General features: G+C 44.9%; 15 protein-coding genes. 2 read left to right on the top strand and 13 right to left on the bottom strand.

Annotated elements, in window-relative coordinates; genetic code table 11:
• Positions 1–59: 59 nt before the first annotated feature.
• A complete protein-coding gene (locus tag EBI00_RS02880) occupies positions 60–986 on the bottom strand; it encodes a GGDEF domain-containing response regulator (protein WP_123094403.1) in 927 nt (308 codons plus the stop codon).
• 5 nt (positions 987–991) lie between these two features.
• Positions 992–3,349 (bottom strand): PAS domain-containing hybrid sensor histidine kinase/response regulator, encoded by a 2,358-nt coding sequence (locus tag EBI00_RS02875; protein ID WP_123094402.1) that lies wholly within the window; start codon positions 3,347–3,349, stop codon positions 992–994.
• Between the two features lie 318 nt (positions 3,350–3,667).
• On the opposite strand from EBI00_RS02875, the gene EBI00_RS02870 reads away from it, so the two are divergent.
• Entirely contained in the window at positions 3,668–4,216 is a 549-nt protein-coding gene (locus EBI00_RS02870) for a hypothetical protein (RefSeq protein ID WP_123094401.1), read from the top strand.
• Between the two features lie 21 nt (positions 4,217–4,237).
• Here EBI00_RS02870 and EBI00_RS02865 read toward each other — a convergent pair whose 3' ends face one another.
• The 4 genes from EBI00_RS02865 to EBI00_RS02850 all read right to left on the bottom strand — a co-directional run bounded on the left by EBI00_RS02865 (position 4,238) and on the right by EBI00_RS02850 (position 7,408).
• Positions 4,238–4,768, bottom strand: coding sequence for a lipocalin family protein (locus EBI00_RS02865; RefSeq protein ID WP_123094400.1), 531 nt, complete (start codon positions 4,766–4,768; stop codon positions 4,238–4,240).
• Positions 4,769–4,864: 96 nt separating this feature from the next.
• A complete protein-coding gene (gene fucP / locus EBI00_RS02860) occupies positions 4,865–6,169 on the bottom strand; it encodes an L-fucose:H+ symporter permease (protein WP_123094399.1) in 1,305 nt (434 codons plus the stop codon).
• Between the two features lie 331 nt (positions 6,170–6,500).
• On the bottom strand, positions 6,501–6,785 hold the full coding sequence (locus EBI00_RS02855) for a hypothetical protein (RefSeq protein WP_123094398.1): 285 nt from the start codon (positions 6,783–6,785) through the stop codon (positions 6,501–6,503).
• Positions 6,786–6,868: 83 nt separating this feature from the next.
• Positions 6,869–7,408, bottom strand: a complete 540-nt coding sequence (locus EBI00_RS02850; RefSeq protein WP_123094397.1) for a hydrolase — start codon at positions 7,406–7,408, stop codon at positions 6,869–6,871.
• A gap of 194 nt (positions 7,409–7,602) precedes the next feature.
• Here EBI00_RS02850 and EBI00_RS02845 point away from each other — a divergent pair, with 194 nt between their 5' ends.
• Entirely contained in the window at positions 7,603–8,016 is a 414-nt protein-coding gene (locus tag EBI00_RS02845; RefSeq protein ID WP_123094396.1) for an acyl-CoA thioesterase, read from the top strand.
• An 89-nt stretch (positions 8,017–8,105) separates the two neighbouring features.
• On the opposite strand, the gene iolG is transcribed toward EBI00_RS02845, so the two are convergent.
• The 7 genes from iolG to EBI00_RS02810 all read right to left on the bottom strand — a co-directional run bounded on the left by iolG (position 8,106) and on the right by EBI00_RS02810 (position 17,542).
• On the bottom strand, positions 8,106–9,104 hold the full coding sequence (iolG, locus tag EBI00_RS02840) for an inositol 2-dehydrogenase (RefSeq protein ID WP_123094395.1): 999 nt from the start codon (positions 9,102–9,104) through the stop codon (positions 8,106–8,108).
• 44 nt (positions 9,105–9,148) lie between these two features.
• Positions 9,149–9,964, bottom strand: coding sequence for a 5-deoxy-glucuronate isomerase (gene iolB, locus EBI00_RS02835; protein ID WP_123094394.1), 816 nt, complete (start codon positions 9,962–9,964; stop codon positions 9,149–9,151).
• Between the two features lie 20 nt (positions 9,965–9,984).
• Entirely contained in the window at positions 9,985–11,505 is a 1,521-nt protein-coding gene (locus EBI00_RS02830; protein WP_123094393.1) for a CoA-acylating methylmalonate-semialdehyde dehydrogenase, read from the bottom strand.
• A 53-nt stretch (positions 11,506–11,558) separates the two neighbouring features.
• A complete protein-coding gene (iolE, locus tag EBI00_RS02825) occupies positions 11,559–12,491 on the bottom strand; it encodes a myo-inosose-2 dehydratase (RefSeq protein ID WP_123094392.1) in 933 nt (310 codons plus the stop codon).
• A gap of 67 nt (positions 12,492–12,558) precedes the next feature.
• Positions 12,559–14,421 (bottom strand): 3D-(3,5/4)-trihydroxycyclohexane-1,2-dione acylhydrolase (decyclizing), encoded by a 1,863-nt coding sequence (gene iolD, locus EBI00_RS02820; RefSeq protein ID WP_123094391.1) that lies wholly within the window; start codon positions 14,419–14,421, stop codon positions 12,559–12,561.
• Positions 14,421–16,379, bottom strand: coding sequence for a bifunctional 5-dehydro-2-deoxygluconokinase/5-dehydro-2-deoxyphosphogluconate aldolase (locus EBI00_RS02815; protein WP_123094390.1), 1,959 nt, complete (start codon positions 16,377–16,379; stop codon positions 14,421–14,423). Before EBI00_RS02815 ends, iolD begins: the two co-directional genes overlap by 1 nt.
• On the bottom strand, positions 16,376–17,542 hold the full coding sequence (locus EBI00_RS02810; RefSeq protein ID WP_123094389.1) for a Gfo/Idh/MocA family protein: 1,167 nt from the start codon (positions 17,540–17,542) through the stop codon (positions 16,376–16,378). The genes EBI00_RS02815 and EBI00_RS02810 overlap by 4 nt, the downstream gene beginning before the upstream one ends.
• Positions 17,543–17,551: the final 9 nt, after the last annotated feature.

The following is a 17,551-nucleotide window of genomic DNA, read 5'->3' as shown; positions in this document are numbered from 1 at the left end:
TTAACCTTAATCATTGTGTTATTTAACAAACCTTTTATTGAGCAACGTAGAAATGTATATCACTCCGTAATTGTGTGCGGGTTGCTTGGTAATTTCCACAATATTTTGTTTTTACCGCTTCTCTTCGCCAGACCTAGCATCTCGTCCGCTGCATTAAAAAAATCCTCAGTACGACAATTTGGTCCAGGAAACATGGTGCATCCGCCAACACTGACGGTCACTTTGCCGCTAAAATCTTCATGGGTGTAAATCAAGTTAAGTTCCTCAACGTCTTCCATACATCGGCGGGCCACACGTTCTGATTCTTCTTGCGAGCAGCCAGAAAGCAAAACTACAAACTCTTCGCCACCATATCTTGCGACTAAACGATTATCGATAAGGTGGCTTGCTAATACAGTAGCCACTTGCTGAAGCACTTTATCGCCAGTGGCGTGACCATAACAGTCGTTATATTGTTTGAAATTATCTATATCGATCACTAGCAAAGAAAGGCTGGTGTTATCTGTTATGGCTCTTTGCCATTCTTGCTCTATGACCTCTTGATATTTACGACGGTTGGCAAGCGATGTTAAAGGATCAATGTTAGCAAGTTTTTCCAACATGTTGCGTTGCTTAACAAGCTGTAAATGAAGACGAACGCGAGCCTGTACAATATTAGTATGTAATGGTTTTTGAATATAATCACTAGCCCCCATTAAAAGGGCTTTTTCTTCGTGGCTTGAATCATCCAATGCGGTAATAAAAATAACTGGGATAAAGCTTGTTCGAGCATCATGACGAAGACGATTCATGGTTTCAAAACCATCCATATCCGGCATAACAACATCCAGTAAAATCAAATCTGGCCTATAGTCTATCGCTTTTCTGATGCCTTGCTCACCGCTTTTGGCTAGCATAACGCTAACCTCATCTCTGAGTATATCGCCGATGATTTGCAGGTTGATTTTCTCGTCATCAATGACTAAAACACTTTGTCTATCTGTCATCGTTTCTAATCACCTTGAAGTTCTAAGATAAGCTGAGCCGCTTTGATAGAAGCCTTCTCAAACTCAATATTTTTCACATCATAAATTAAATTTTCAATATCTAAAGCGTACCCTGTATCCATGACCACTTTCCGTAACAAACTAAAATGATTCTCTACAAAAAAATCAGATTTTTTTAACAAAGGCAGAATAGTCTGTAGCAGAATCACTAAATCATTTTTACTCGGCTCCGTTTCCTCCTTACTACTTTCAGTCGGAAGAGAGTACGACGTTAAGACAATGTGTAGCGTCTTTACTAAACTCTTAAGCATCACTTCAAGCCGATTAAGACGCTCTGGAGTCAAGATACCTTGAAGCAGGTGTTTTTCTATTTCTGCGCAATGAGATGACAAATTAAAGGCTCCTATATACGCTGAGTTAGATTTTAAAGAATGAAGGATGCCGACTAAATCATTTTCTAAACATTGACCTAACGAAAACGATTTATATTTAATATAAAACGCTTTGACCAAATCAAGATATAAACTGGTTTTCCCACCGAGGTTGTCGATTGCACTTTGAACAACCAATGTATCGATTGCTGAAAGTTTAGACAATATATCACTGTAAGAAGATGCGTATTTAGACCCAAAAAAGTCATGAGGTTGCGAGAAAATAGGCTGTCTTGGTACATTGAGGTGTTTTTTTAAGACTTGGTAAAGTTCAAATTGTTTAATTGGTTTATCAAGATGCGCGACCATACCCGCTTGTTTTGATTTTTTTTTCGCCTCATCAGACACATCAGCGGTCATCGCAATAACCGGCATATTGCCATACGACTGCGATTCACTAATGCGTCGAGCCGCCGTTAAGCCATCCATAACGGGCATTTGAATATCCATTAATACTAGATCGTACTTTTTATTTTCTAGCTGGCGTACCGCTTCTTCACCATTATTAACCAAATCGATATTGATAAAAGTATCATTTAAATAACCTAATATAACTTTTTGATTAATGGCATTATCTTCTGCCAACAACACATTGTATTGAGATAGGTTTGGGATATCGTTCGCCTTTTTAAATGAATTATGTAAAACATCATCATTAAAAGACATTGAGTCAGATGTGCTGATATTGAGAGGAAGCGTAAAACTAAAGGTAGAACCTTGACCTAGTTCACTATGAACCCAAATATCACCTCCCATCAGCTCGCAAAGTTGACGGGATATCGTTAAACCCAATCCAGTCCCGCCAAACTGGCGAGTAATACTCTCGTCGGCCTGCTGGAAAGATTGGAATAATTGATCCAAATACGTCTTTGCTATACCAATTCCCGTATCAATTACGTCGCACCTTAGAACGATATGCTTCCCTTTAATGTCATCGGTATACATTCGTACACAAATACCCCCTCGCTCAGTAAACTTAACCGCATTGGTCACAAGATTAACCAACACTTGCTGTATACGTAATGGATCACCTAACAGCATCGCCGGTAACGAGGGAGAAATATCTATCGTCACAGCCAGTTTTTTTTCTTCTGCGTTTACTGTATTGAGGTCAATCGCATACTGAACAATCTTTTTAGGAGAAAAAGGAACCACTTCTAGCCCCATTTTTCCTGCTTCCATTTTAGAAAAATCGAGCACATCGTTGACAAGACTGAGCAAGTTTTGCCCAGAAGATAGGATGGTGTTCAGATAACTTTTTTGCTCATGAGCCAAAGGCATTTTTAAACAGAGATTGCTTAATCCAATAACGGCATTTATTGGCGTGCGAATTTCATGGCTCATTCTAGCGACAAAGGAGGACTTTGCTTCTAATGACTCTTCAACTAAGCGTTTGGCTTTTTCTAACTCTTTGGTTCGATCTTGTACTTTACGGTCTAGCTCGTGGTTAATCGCCTCAAGGGCGGCACTATACTCGAGCAGTTTTTCATTGGCCTGTAATGCAATCGCCTCGGCTTCTTTGATTTTTGTAATATCACGGCTCACACCACAAACGAAAATAGGCTGACCCAATGAATCAAAAATTGGCACAAACAAGGTATCAAAATAAATGCGACTCCCGTCGCCACGCACACCTACTTGCTCAATTGAAACAGGCGCTGCACCTTTCAATACCTGGCGATAGGTAGCATAGACTTGCTCTGCCATTGCGTTACCAAACTGCACTCTTAAGTTAAGTCTATGTATGTCTGAGGCTTTTTCTAGACCCATCACTTCCTTAGAGGCTGGATTATTATCGTATAAAGAAAATTCTTCACCTTCCTCTACCGCCATGATGAACATCAAATCAGCAGAGTAACGCCACATTTCGAGAAAACAGTCGATAATGGTTTGGTTATGTTCTTCTTTATTGAATGCATCACCTAAGCGCATTTATTTTCCTCACAATCTAAAAATAACAGTCGCATCCCTTGTTAAGTTAGCGAACCAGCAAAAAAGAACAAAAGCACTGGCATCATAGCTTTTACGACTCATAAATTATGGCTGGAGACATACTTACTGACTCCATTCACTTTATCTAATGAAGAGAGTTATGACATAAGATATCAATAAAGCCAAGCATACTGATGAATAGACTCTCACCAGATAGACAATCATTAACACTTTCTTCAGTAAAACACAGTGTATACTTGGGAAAACAGCGATGACCGTATATAAAAAGTGTAAAAAACAAATAGGATCTGCCATTTCATGCCCCACTCGACCATTAAATACAGCGTTCTTGCACTAGGTTGTACTTTTATCAACCTTGTGCATGGCAACGACTTAATCGCTTTTGGAAAAGAATGCTTACTACAAGAAGAACGATTACAGACTGCAAAGAACAGATTGGATGCTCTATCTCTTCAATCAGAATTAATACAAAGAAAAAATGGTCCATCAGAAAATTACTTAGAAAGATATCAAACAGAGCAAGCTGATTTGGAAATAAACATGACAGAATGTGCCGAAACCACTCCTAATAGTGCTTATTGCCATCAAATTAGACGGAGGTATAACGAGCTCACCTACTTAATCCAACAGGTAAAAACAGAAGGGATGACTGACGAATATAACCTTAATGACGCAACAATGAATTATGAAATCACCAGAGCAAACTTCAACCAACGGTATGACGATTTCCTTACTTCATGCAGGAATTCAGATGCCCATTATGCACTGATTCAAAGCCCAATAGCCTACAAAGAAGTTTGCTCAAGCCCTGTAACAAAGAAAACCGTGACCTGCTCACTTTTCTAAAGCCCCGCCTATTTTGTAAAACTAATTAGCGGGCGCTTTACGACTCTGAACGACGTGAATTAATTTATCTATCGAAAATCCTAAAGCTTCTGCTTTGGCCAATAATTTGCGCTTTGTGACTTCTGGCATGGTTGGCGTTCTTGATAACAGCCAGAAATAATCGCGATTAGGACCAGAAATCATGGCGTATTGATAGTCTTTTTGGTCTAACTCAAAGATTACATATGCACCGTAAAAAGGCCCGAAAAAAGATACTTTTAAATGACCTGTATTAGGAGAATCAACGAAATAGGCTTTCCCTTGGGCTTCTTTCCACTCTTGTTTTTGCGAAGCATATCCGCGATTTAGCACATCAATACCACCATCTGTACGTTTGGTATAGACAGCAGTGACATCGGACAACCCCCTTTCAAAGGAATGATCCTGACGAACGATTTCGTACCAAGTACCTAAATATCGCTCAACGTCAAACGGTGTAACAGGGTCGATATTTTTCGGTGCACTCGTGCAGCCTGCCAACAAAACCACCACCATAAGTATGAAATATTTCATGTCACCTACCTGATAAAAACGAGAGATCAACTTAGCACATTTGCACAAAAAAACCCCGCATCTGCGAGGCTTTTTGGTATTCGCTATGATCAGTGATTAAACCGAAGTGTTTTTCACTGAAAACAAGCCATAGAATGCAACCACTAAGAAGCATACTGCGGGAACAACATAAGAAACAATAGCACCGTATTCATCAATGGTGGCACCTTGAACCAATGGCATAATAGCGCCACCTAGAATGGCCATGACTAAGCCTGCGGAGCCAAATTTAGTGTCTTTATCAAGACCATTTAGAGCAATGCCGTAAATCGTTGGGAACATCAAAGACAAACAAGCCGAGATGGAGACAATTGCCCACACACCTGACACGCCAGGCGCCATAACCGCATAAAGACACAATAGGCTGCCCAAAACGGCTAAAATAGTCAGCAACACGGCTGGGCGGAAGTAGCCCATCAACCAGGTCATCACAAAACGAGACACTAAAAAGATCAACAAGCTGTACTGTAAATAATCCGACGCGCTGGCCTCTGTGCCGCCCAATGTTTCTTGTACATACTGAATGGTAAAGGTCCAAGTACATGTCTGTGCAGCCACGTTAAAGAACTGAGCAACCACGCCCCAGCGATACTGCTTTCTGGCGAATAAACGGCAAAGCGTCGCTTTAAAATCAATGGGTTCAATAGATTCAATTTTAACTGTACTGGTTGACTTTGGCACTCGCATGAAATAAATCAGCACCCAAATAATCATCAACACGAATGCCATACCGACATAAGGTGTCATCACGCCATGCAATTCAGCTGATTGGATATCGCGCAGCATTTCTGGCGCCATATTGGCTCTGTCTTCGGCCGTCGCCACATTCAGGTTAGGCAAGATCAAGGTCGCGGCTAAAAAGACCCCAATATTGGTTCCTACAGGATTAAAGGCTTGAGCCAAATTTAAACGGCGCGTCGCACTGCCTTCTGGCCCCATCGCCATCACAAAAGGATTTGCGGAGGTTTCTAAGATAGATAAACCAGCCGCTAGAATAAAAAGAGCGGCCAAAAAGAAACCGTATGTCATAGACACACTGGCAGGATAAAACGCCAAGGCACCTAAAATAGCCAAGGCCAAACCGGTTAAGACCCCTGCTTTATAAGAATAACGGGCATTGATAAACGCCGCAGGCAGCGCCAAGCAAAAATACGCGCCATAATAAGCAAATTGCACTAAAGCCGATTCAAACGTACTCATAGTGAAGATTTTACTGAATACCTTCACCAAAGGATCCGTCATATTGGCGGCGACTCCCCATGCGGCAAAGCAGGTAATCAATAAAATAAAGGCGATTTTCATGTTCGGGTAAACGAACTGAGCAGACAGGGATTCTTGAGGAGCTGTATTTTGATTTTTCATAAAGCAGACAACATCTATTATTTTATAGTTGGATGGAAAGATGTGCTTATGCACTCGCTACCATCAGACATTGATAATGGCTAACCGCAGTATTTGGCCTGTACAGTGGAGTTATCCCTCCCCTATTCAGACCGCGACTACGACCAACATCAAACACAAGGCCCGAGATCCTACCATCAACTTTCTTTAAAAATGAGTCTGCCTAAGCAAAACTTAACGCCTTACTTACCGATTAGTTTTTTCTTACCTAATTCATTAACATAAATGAAATATTCATGACTTAACGTTCACTTAACAACAAATGCACGCTGAATTAGACACACAAAGACGGTTAGTTTTTTAACTGTACCCCTTGCATTTCCATGACACTTTTTGCATCCGTGCGCTCCATAATTTTTACTAAAGCAGATTGAATTACTTCGTCTTCGCGGACCTCACTCAGCCCTACAAAACGCTGCTCCTGTGGCTCTGCACCTTCTTCAGCAATAAAAGTCACCACCACTTCTGTGGCGGTTTCTGTGGTATCACCAAAATAAGCAATGGATAATTGCGGATAACCCTTGAAACCCATTTTCACTTTCTTTGCGATGCGCTTTTTCGACTTATCTAAATTCATAGTGCCTGCCTAAAAGGAGTAATATAAAAACTCAATGAAAAACCATGAGTGAATTAAACCACTAATAAGGGAAAAACTGGGAGTTATTTAATCAGACTCAGTGCCTCTTTAAATTGATCTGACCGACAATCCCTGATTAACTCGAATAAACACATTTCTAAACTCGTTACTTCAGCCCCTTTGCGAGCCAGTTTTGCTAACGCTAATTCTTTGTTTGATACCGTGCGTGATGACACACAATCACTGACAAGCTCAACCATGTAACCCATGTTTAGTAATTCCAACGACGTCTGATACACACAAATATGGGTTTCAATACCACTCACCAACCAAGTATTCACCTTCGCTTTTTTAACGGCCTCGACAAAAGCAGGCTCACCACAGCCGCTAAAGGTATATTTGGTAATTGGGCTGATCGACGCCAATGCGTCTGTTAACTCAGGCACTGTTTTCCCCAGCTTTTCAGGGTTTTGCTCAAGCCACAAGATCGGCAACTCGAGTAGCTTGGCCGCTTTCACCAACTTAACTAAATTCGTGATGTAACGCTCACTATCATCAACAATGGTCGCTAACTTTCCTTGCACATCGACCACAATCAAACCCGTTTTCTCTTTTGTTAACATGCCTTTCTCCTGCTGATATTGTTGTTATTTTGACCGTCTCATACTGAAACCTTTTTATCGCCCTGTCTTTTTAACACCTGCTATAAGCATAGCTCATCCAAAGAGCTTGTCAGTGAAGTCGAGCGATTTTGCTATTTGTTTGATGATTAAAGCATCGTACCCTGTTGGGCTAAGTTTTTTGAAAAGGAAATGACATGCTGAACAAAACACGAATCAAAGTACGCGGTTATCATCTAGACCTTTTTCAACATGTAAACAATGCCCGTTATCTAGAATTTATGGAAGAAGGTCGCTGGGCATTTTTTGATGAGTTCTTTGATAGTAATGATTGGATGCAACAGGATCTGGTCTGGCCTGTGGTCAATATCAACATTAACTTTAAATCCGAAGCCAATTTTGGTGACCTGCTCGAAGTTCAAACCCACTATACGAAAATGGGTAATCGCAGTGTCACAATGAAACAAACCATAGTTAATGTGCAAACGGATGACATTGTTGTGGAAGCCGATGTCACCTATGTCTGTGTCTCTAAAGCCGCCAAAGCCGCCATTCCCTTCCCTGACGACTTCAGGCAAAAAGTCGAGCTGTCTATAGCGTCACTTAAATAGATAGTCATTCGATAAAGTCCAGCAGAATCGGTAATAAAAAAGGGCACGTCGACGCGGCCCTTTTTAAGTCCTTCTGCTAAATCACCTTGCTACCAGCTCAAGGTCACTTTCTGCCCTGTTTCCAGTGATTTCTGTGCGGCATCAGCGAGCATTTGGGCACGACGTCCATCTTCGAAACTTGGAGATACAGGGTTCTTCGCAAGAACATTTTCAATAAAAGAGGTTAGCTGCAAGTTGTAGGCATCCACATAACGATCGATAAAGAAGTTATAAAGCGGATCTTTTACTTGCGTTGTGTCTTTGGTGTAGCGAGTAACTGAGGTTGGTGTTTGGTTGTTTGAAATCACCATGCCTTCTGAGCCAAACGCTTCCACCCGTTGATCGTAACCATATATCGCGCGACGTGAACCGTTGATATGAATCAAGCGGCCAGATTGGCTTTTCATGATGACCATCACACTATCGACATCGCCAATTTCGGTGATCTTTTCATCCACCATGGCGCTGCCAAAGGCTTGTAACTCGACAATTTCTTCACCTAATACAAAACGCGCCATATCAAAATCATGAATGATCATGTCACGGAAAATACCACCAGACGATTTGAGGTATTCTACGGGGGCCATACCTGGATCTCGACTTGTGATGATGATCTGCTCTAACTTGCCAATACTGCCATCTTGTGCGGCTTTGACGACAGCCGCATGGCTTGGATCGTAGCGGCGATTAAAACCAATCTGAATAGGCACGTGGCAATCTTTAATTTGCTCTAAACAGGCGTTTACTGTCGCTGTGTCTAGATCTATCGGCTTTTCACATAAAATGGCTTTACCCGCTTTGGCCGCTTTAATAATCAGCTCCACATGGGTGTCCGTACTGGTGGCAATTAATACCGCATCCACATCTGGATCGGCCAAAGCCACGTCTACACTGTCAGCCACCTTGGCACCGGTGGCTTTCGCAACAGCCTCAGCCGCCGGCCCATAGACATCAAAGACATATTTTAAGCTAGATTGAGCAAACGCCTGAATATTTTGAGCGTGCATCTTTCCGATTCGACCCGCCCCAAACAAAGCAAAATTCAACATGACCTTCATCCTTAGTGTTATTTTTATTCAATAATCTGTGTGTTTTAAGCTTTCTTATCTCGTTCAATAATCCAAGCGTGATCTGGATCATTATGGAAAATCCAGTTACGACTTGGCCCCGCCATGACGTTTAAATAATAGGATTGATAACCGTGTGGCACGCCAACCGGATGATAACCTTCCGGAACCATGACTAGATCACCATCTTCCACGGCCATGGTTTCATCAATGCTGCGGTCATCGGTATAAACCCGTTGGAAAGCAAAGCCTTGTGGCGGATCTATTTTGTGGTAATAGGTTTCTTCCAATTGTGTTTCTGCAGGCGCCGCATCGGTATCATGCTTGTGCGGCGGATAGCTAGACCAGCCGCCACTTGGCGTGATGACTTCACAGACTAGCAAGCTATCAGCAGGCTCGTTACCAAATAAGATATTACACACATGCCGAGTGTTGCTGGCAACACCTCGCGTTTCGTACTGGCATTGCTCAGGGGTGATCAATTTCGCTGAAAATCCGCCTTTCCCCGGTGCCTTGCAAAAGGCGACTTCCACATCCGTAATGGCGTCAATGTGTATTTCGTCTTGCGCCGGGGAATACACAGAATAAGGGGCCTTTTGCTCGAACACACTCATGCGCTCACCAATGTTCTGCCAAGCTTCCAGCTTGGTACTGGCATTGGCTTTCCCCGATAGAATCACCGCACAGACTTCATCGGTTCCAGTTTGAATAACAACCGACTCCCCTGCTTTAAGCTGATGGGCTTCAAAGCCAACATACTGCCAGTTGGCACTTTTAGGTGTCACTAATTGAGTCTGTGACTGCCCTGCTTGCTGGCTTTTTTTACTAAGTAAATGGGACATGTTAAAAACCTCGAAACGTATTATTTCATGGTTGGCATTGAGAACTCAGCACCGGCACGTAAGCCTGTTGGCCAGCGCGCGGTAATGGTTTTCATGCGAGTGTAAAAACGTACGCCATCTGGCCCGTGCATATGCAGAGGTCCAAACAATGAACGCTTCCAACCACCAAAACTATGGAAGGCCATTGGCACAGGAATGGGTACGTTTACTCCCACCATGCCGACTTGAACCTTCTCGGTAAACTGTCGTGCCGTATCTCCGTCACGAGTGAAAATCGCCGTGCCGTTACCGTATTCATGTTGATTGATAAGTGCCAAGCCTTCTTCATAGGACGCTACTCGCACCACACACAAAACGGGGCCGAAGATCTCTTCATCATAAATGCGCATACCCGCTTTCACATGATCAAATAGGGTTGGTCCGACAAAATAACCTTGCTCGTGATTTTTACGCACAAAATCACGGCCATCGACCACCAAGGTAGCACCTTCTTCAACACCTGAAGTAATGTAATCACGCACCTTTTGCGCATGCTCTTTGCTGATTAGCGGCCCCATGTGCGGTTCTTCTTCCATGCCAAATTGCTTGTACAAACCTGGCCCTATCGTCATGGTGGAAATTTCTGTTTTCAACTTGGTAATCAGATTATCGGCCACGTCATCACCGACACACACAGCAACCGAGATCGCCATACAACGCTCTCCAGCGGAGCCGTAAGCCGCACCCATCAGTGAGTTCACCACTTGACTAGGATCAGCATCAGGCATCACCAACATATGGTTTTTTGCACCGCCAAGCGCTTGAACACGTTTGCCGTGAGCACTCGCCGTGGCATAAATGTATTCTGCGATTGGCGTAGAACCAACAAAGCTCACCGCTTGAATACGTTCGTCGGTCAGCAAGACATCGACTGATTCTTTATCGCCGTTAACCACGTTAAACACGCCGTCTGGCAAACCCGCTTCTTTTAATAATTCAGCAAGACGCATAATGGTACTTGGGTCTTTCTCAGACGGTTTCATCACGAAGGTATTGCCACAGGCGATGGACACAGGGAACATCCACATGGGCACCATGGCGGGGAAATTGAATGGACTGATACCGGCACAAACGCCTAGCGGCTGCATCAAGCTATAGCTATCGACACCTCGCCCTACATTTAGGCTGTGTTCGCCTTTTTGAAGATGAGGAATACCACAAGCAAATTCCACCACTTCCAGACCTCGGGTCAATTCGCCCATGGCGTCGGAATAGACTTTGCCATGTTCGCTAGAAATCAATTCCGCCAACTCATGGCTATGTTCTTCTACCAAGGCTTTGAACTTAAAAAGTACACGAGCGCGATTTAATGGCGTTACCTGAGACCAGGTTTCAAACGCGGTTTGTGCAGCGGCAATCGCCCCTTGTGTTTCTTCAACGGTACTCAAGGCAACCTGTAAGAACACGTCACCCGTTGCAGGATTAAAGACCTTGGCCTGGCGTGAGGAAGCACTTGCTACCCTCTGGTTATTGATGAAGTTACCCATGACATTATTCGACATTGTATTCTCTCTTCTTTTTTATCTCTTAAAGTACGTGAATGACCCGTGTCAGATTAAAAATGAAAACCGGCCTTTGCTAAGTTTGCTGACAAATACTCATAGCCTTTTGTCGCATAGGTTAATGGATGGGCAATCGCCGGATCTTGCTCTGCTTCCACCACAATCCAGCCGTGATAATCGGCGGCTTTCAGCACTTCAAAAATAGGAAAATAGTCAATGCTGCCATCTCCTGGCACGGTATACACACCATCCAGAACCGCGTTCAAAAAAGCACTGTCACGGTTTAGGTTATCTTGCAAAACCGCGGGGCGAATGTCTTTACAATGCACATGAACAATACGTTTGGCGTGTTTTATCGCCATCGCCAACGCATTGCCACCGGCAAAAGTGATGTGTCCGGTATCCAACAATAAACCCACATTATCGCCTGTCATTTGCATGAGCTTATCGACTTCTTCTGCGGTTTCGATCACGGTGCCCATGTGATGGTGATAGGCCATTTTTACGCCTTCCGATGTCATATAGTCTGCGACGGCCGTCATGCGTTTGGCGTATTCCTCCCACTGGCTTTGAGTCATACGTGGACGTTGTGACAAAGACACGGATTGGTTCCCATGAACACAGCCACTGACTTCGGCAAATACCATGACGTTAGAACCCAAGGCTTTTAGTAGATTAAGATGGTCCTGCATGGCCGCAATTTCGTCTTCCACGCTACGTTCTAATAAGCGTGCACTGTACCAACCAGACACCAAAGATAAGTCGTGTTGCTTGAGGATTGGTCCAAGCACACTGGCATCACGGGGGAATTTATTGCCTAATTCAATGCCGCTATAACCGGCCTGACGCGCTTCGCTCAAACACACTTCTAGCGGGGTATCGGCACCCAAAGATGGCAAATCATCATTAGTCCAAGTCAGTGGGTTGATGCCAATTCGGATCTTTGATTCGGTTACCGCGTTGTTATTTTTATTCGTGCTGTTCATGACATTGCTCCAAGATCTCTGTTCATTTTTTCTACTTTCTATTTAAAAGTGAAAGTAACAATGATAGTTAATAAGGTTGCTGTTGTTTGGCTATTTTGTACCGACGCTCGGCCTCGATTACTTGCTCTCGATTCGACACTTCTGGCACCGCCACATCCCACCAAGCACCACCCTCTTGTGTACTTGGCATTGGGTCTGTGTCGATGGCGATCACATAGGTTTTGTCACTGGCTTTGGCTCGCGCCAGAGCGTGCTCTAAATCGGCAAGACAAGCGACTTGCTCGGCATTCGCCCCTAGTGCTTTGGCATGAGCGGCAAAGTCGGTCTTGGGTGCGCCGGCTTCGACGCTATGGCAATGCTGCAATAAATTATTGAATGACTCGCCACCACAGGCTTGTTGTAAGCGATTGATACAGGCGTAACCGCGGTTGTCCAAAACAACGATGATGAGCTTTAAACCCAACATCACCGAGGTGGCGATTTCAGAGTTCAGCATCAAATAACTGCCATCTCCCACCATCACAATCACTTCGCGCTCTGGCGTTGCCATTTTTACCCCAAGACCACCAGCAAGCTCGTACCCCATACAGGAAAAACCGTATTCCACGTGATAACCAAGGTCTGACGAAGTACGCCACAATTTGTGTAATTCACCAGGCAAACCACCCGCTGCTTGCACTAAGGTGCTGTTGGCGCTTGCTGCGCGATTTATCACACCAATCACATTCGCATCAGTTGGCAAATAACCTTGATCGCTTGCTTCTGTTGGCAAGGCCGTAATGTGATCCACTGCGGCGAGCCAATCAAGATTCAAGGCTTTCACCTTGTCACTCCACGTCGCTGGCGTTTGATAACCTTCAACCTCGGCCAATAACTCTTGTAAGGTGACTTTTGCATCACCAATTAAGGGCATAGCATTGTGTTTTTCAGCATCAAAAGACGTTATGTTGATGCTTAATAGCGTGTGGTCTGGATTGGCAAACAAGGTGCGCGATGCCGACGTAAAATCTTGCAAACGCGTACCAATTGCGATGATTAAATCGGCTTCTTGCGCGGCCGTATTGGCGGCATTGGACCCCGTGACACCCACGGCACCAAGGTTAAATTCATGATCCCAAGGCAATGCGCCTTTGCCTGCTTGCGTTTCACAAGCGGGAATATGGCATCGCTCAATCAAGGCAGTGGCCTCTTCAAGCGCTAAGCTGTAATGCACACCGCCACCAAGCAAGATTAGTGGTTTTTTCGCCTGCTTGATCGCGGCAACCGCTGCCGCCAACTGATCCACATCGGCGCGATTTCGACGCGGTTTATGAACTTTTTTCGCAAAAAAACTCACCGGATAATCAAACGCCATAGTCTGCACATCTTGCGGCAATGCTAAGGTGGCTGGTCCGCACGTGGCTGGATCTAACATGGTATTGATCGCCACAGGCAAGCTAGTAATCAGTTGCTCTGGTCGGTTGATGCGATCGAAATAACGCGATACAGGACGAAAACAATCGTTCACCGACATGGTAGGGTCGTTAAAATGCTCGACCTGTTGCAAGACTGGATCTGGCGTTCTCGTTGCAAACACATCACCGGGCAAAAACAACACAGGCAAACGGTTCGCCATCGCCATACCCGCCGCCGTCACCATGTTTAGCGCACCGGGACCAATCGAAGACGTGCAAGCCATAATACGTTGACGACGATGTTGCTTCGCGTAAGCACAAGCCGCCAGCGCCATACCTTGTTCATTGTGCGCTCGAAAGGTGGTGAAGTCGTCTTTGACGTGAGCCAAAGCTTCGCCCAAACCAGCCACGTTACCATGCCCAAAAATCGCCCAAGCACCGCCAAATAAAGGCACTTCCATGCCATCCACTACCGTGAATTGCGCTTGCAAATGTTTGACCAAGGCCTGTGCCATTGTTAAACGTATCGTGTCCATCATGCCTCCTTCCTTTTCATCATCTGGCTGTCGTTTCGCTGCTGCCACAATGCACTCATTTCTAAGTAGTTTTGCGTTACACGCTCAACAAACACGGCATCATCAATGTCTTTTCTTAACCAAGCTTTTACTGGCTCAGAAAACAACGTTCGACCAATGGCAAAACCCTTACAAATGTCTTGTCCTGCGGCAGCTTCGAAACCCGCTTTTAAAGCTTCAACAGGCGCGTCTAACCCCAACAAAACGACACCACGACAATAGGGTGCACGAGTTTTAATCAGGTCACTGATATTTTGCCAAGCAGCTTTACTGGGCGATGGCAGCTTCCACCAATCAGGAAATACGCCCAAGTTATAGAAACGCTCAATGGAACGAGACAAGGTATCGTCTTTGACCTCAGATCCCGCCGGCGGAATGATCTCCACCAGCAATTCATGGCCCGTTGTGCAGCAAGCACGATACAAGTCCATGACTTTTTGTTCTTGTTCATTACGCAAACCGACGTCATCATCTGGATGATAAAACACGAGGCATTTCACGATATGATTGGCAGGCCAGGTAGCAATCGCTTGTCCGACGTTATTGCCAAGTTCAAAGCGCAATGGGCGGCTGCTGGGTAACTCCACAGGTCGAGCGATCCAAAAATCTTTTCCAGTAATGTCATTCAAAACGTCTTGGGCAAATGTACCATCGGCCAAGATTCCTGTGCCGCCGACTTTACCTTCTAAAGCAGAAGCTCCTTGATAAGCCGCTTGTAGAATCAATTTCTTTGCTTTCGCTATTTGTGACAAGGGTGCGCCCGCTTCACGGCACATATCGACAAATTGACGTCTATGATCGAAAGCCAAAATACACATGTCTTGCCATTCTTTTGTTGGCGCTTCACGCAACATGCGCTGAGTCGTGACCCGATGCAAATAGTTCAGCACTGGATCAAGATCAGGCCTTGGAATGTCATTGCGATTGGCTAGGTAATAGTCCAACTCTTCAAGGCTTGGCATAGCAGGCGAACAACCATGGCGAGACACCACAATCGCTCCACACGCATTCGCGTAGTCACAGGCGTTTTCCGTCGCTTCACCTGGAATCCAGCCACGCAAATAACCACTCATAAAGGCATCACCAGCACCGAGCACATTCAACACATCCACAGTGACGCCGTAACGCGTGATACCGTCGTCTAAGGTGTCAGGAATCTCACCTTTAAACACAGAGCAACCTAAGGCACCTCGCTTGACCACAAATTCAGCCGAGGACACTTTGCGAATGCGCTTTAAGCACTCAATGGTATCTTCACAGCCACCCGCAATATGAAACTCTTCTTCAGTACCCACGACCAAATCGCACAAGGGCATAATAGCCAGCAAATGCTGGGTAACAGAATCGTTTGATACAAAGCGATTTTCGCCCTCACCTTTCCCTGTCAATCCCCACAATACTGGCCGATAATCGATGTCGACCACGACTTTTGTGTCATTAGCTTTAGCGAACTGAATCGCCGTTCTGGCTGCTTGATCTGTGCCTTTGGTAGAAAAATGCGTGCCCGTAATCAATAACGCCTTTGCCGAAGCAATGTAGGGCTCATCAAAGTCGCTTTCACTGATCGCCATGTCCGCGCAGTTTTCACGATAAAAAATCAAGGGAAACGTGTCTTTGTCTTTAATGCCTAATAATACCAAGCCGGTTAAACGCTCTTTATCCGTGACGACATGAGAAACGTCCACGCCCGCTCTGGCTAATTCTTGGCGCACAAATCGCCCCATGTGTTCGTCGCCGACTCGCGTCAGCATGGCCGATTTCAACCCCATGCGCGCTGCACCAAAGGCGATATTCGCCGACGAGCCTCCAAGGTATTTTTTGAAACTGTTCACATCTTCTAGCGGAGCGCCAATTTGTTCCGAGTAGAGGTCAACCGCGGCGCGTCCCAAGCAGATTACATCTAATTTTTTATTCTTCATTTTCGATCCCCATCATATTGCTCGACCTCAACCCACCCTCTTTTATCAACGGATTCAACCACGCTGTCGAGAATGATATTTACCTGAGTTGCGGCTCTGAAATCTGGCCATAAAGAGGCGTCGTTCACTATGCCTTGAAACAAATCCCGAACTTCCACGGCTTTCATATCATTGAAGCCCAAGCCATGACCTGCTGACACACAAAACGCTTGATAGTCTGGGTGTTCAGGACCGACCAAAATACGCTTAAACCCTTGCGTTTGGGGATGCCCTTCGGCTATGTATAAAGACAACTCTGACAAGGTCTCTTGATCAAAAATCAAACTCCCTTTAGTGCCCGTTACCTCAAACGACAAACCATTTTTGCGACCCCATGCGATACGCGACACTTCCAACGTACCCTGAGCCCCGTTCGCAAAACGCACCATCATATGAGCTTGATCGTCGTTTTCCACTTCACCAACACCGGCTTTCGAATCGTCTGACGTTTGAGACAGTGGACGGTGCTGATGAACAATTTTAAGGTCCGCGCACAACGAAGTAATAGGCGCCACTAAATGCGTTGCTAGCTGCACCAAATGTGAGGCTAAATCGTTCAGCGCTCCGGTTCCCGCAAACGCTTTTTGCAAACGCCAACTGAAAGGTAAAGTGGCATCCGCAAGATAGTCTTCATTGAACACACCACGAAAATGCACTACTTCGCCAATATCGCCACGAGCAATTAGCTGTTTAGCAAACTGTACCGTGGGGTTTTTAATGTAATTAAACCCCACCAGTGTTTTTACCCCTGCTCGCTCTGCCGCTTCGGTCATCTCTTTGGCGTCAGCGGCATTGAGTGCCAATGGTTTTTCACTGTAAACATGCTTGCCTGCGGCAATAGCAGCAAGCGCGATCTCTTTGTGTAAAAAATTGGGGGCGCAAATATCGACCACATCAATGTCAGGATCACTCATTAATGTCTTCCAATCTCCTGTTGAGCGGTTAAAACCCAGTTCTAAGGCTTTTACTGCAGCCAACTCCGGTGTGGCATCCGCCAACATTTCGCAGTGCAATTGACCTTGTGGAATGGCAAACGCCGCCATGGCATTTCGATAGGCAACCGCATGGGCTTTCCCCATATACCCAGACCCCACCAAACCAACACGCATTTGTTTTACTGTCATAGTGGCGCT

The organism is Marinomonas hwangdonensis, from assembly GCF_003721245.1.
Classification (GTDB): Bacteria; Pseudomonadota; Gammaproteobacteria; order Pseudomonadales; family Marinomonadaceae; genus Marinomonas; species Marinomonas hwangdonensis.
Note: the sequence above shows the minus strand (reverse complement) of the source record. Positions and strands in the feature narration are given on the sequence as shown.

What these genes read in the sequence shown, in the direction of transcription:
- EBI00_RS02815 (WP_123094390.1), bottom strand. Translation starts at nt 16,379, where the DNA reads ATGAAGAATAAAAAATTAGATGTAATCTGCTTGGGACGCGCCGCGGTT.
- EBI00_RS02865 (WP_123094400.1), bottom strand. Translation starts at nt 4,768, where the DNA reads ATGAAATATTTCATACTTATGGTGGTGGTTTTGTTGGCAGGCTGCACG.
- EBI00_RS02830 (WP_123094393.1), bottom strand. Translation starts at nt 11,505, where the DNA reads ATGTCGAATAATGTCATGGGTAACTTCATCAATAACCAGAGGGTAGCA.
- iolG (WP_123094395.1), bottom strand. Translation starts at nt 9,104, where the DNA reads ATGTTGAATTTTGCTTTGTTTGGGGCGGGTCGAATCGGAAAGATGCAC.
- EBI00_RS02850 (WP_123094397.1), bottom strand. Translation starts at nt 7,408, where the DNA reads ATGTTAACAAAAGAGAAAACGGGTTTGATTGTGGTCGATGTGCAAGGA.
- EBI00_RS02870 (WP_123094401.1), top strand. Translation starts at nt 3,668, where the DNA reads ATGCCCCACTCGACCATTAAATACAGCGTTCTTGCACTAGGTTGTACT.
- EBI00_RS02810 (WP_123094389.1), bottom strand. Translation starts at nt 17,542, where the DNA reads ATGACAGTAAAACAAATGCGTGTTGGTTTGGTGGGGTCTGGGTATATG.
- iolE (WP_123094392.1), bottom strand. Translation starts at nt 12,491, where the DNA reads ATGAACAGCACGAATAAAAATAACAACGCGGTAACCGAATCAAAGATC.
- iolD (WP_123094391.1), bottom strand. Translation starts at nt 14,421, where the DNA reads ATGGACACGATACGTTTAACAATGGCACAGGCCTTGGTCAAACATTTG.
- EBI00_RS02855 (WP_123094398.1), bottom strand. Translation starts at nt 6,785, where the DNA reads ATGAATTTAGATAAGTCGAAAAAGCGCATCGCAAAGAAAGTGAAAATG.
- fucP (WP_123094399.1), bottom strand. Translation starts at nt 6,169, where the DNA reads ATGAAAAATCAAAATACAGCTCCTCAAGAATCCCTGTCTGCTCAGTTC.
- EBI00_RS02880 (WP_123094403.1), bottom strand. Translation starts at nt 986, where the DNA reads ATGACAGATAGACAAAGTGTTTTAGTCATTGATGACGAGAAAATCAAC.
- EBI00_RS02875 (WP_123094402.1), bottom strand. Translation starts at nt 3,349, where the DNA reads ATGCGCTTAGGTGATGCATTCAATAAAGAAGAACATAACCAAACCATT.
- iolB (WP_123094394.1), bottom strand. Translation starts at nt 9,964, where the DNA reads ATGTCCCATTTACTTAGTAAAAAAAGCCAGCAAGCAGGGCAGTCACAG.
- EBI00_RS02845 (WP_123094396.1), top strand. Translation starts at nt 7,603, where the DNA reads ATGCTGAACAAAACACGAATCAAAGTACGCGGTTATCATCTAGACCTT.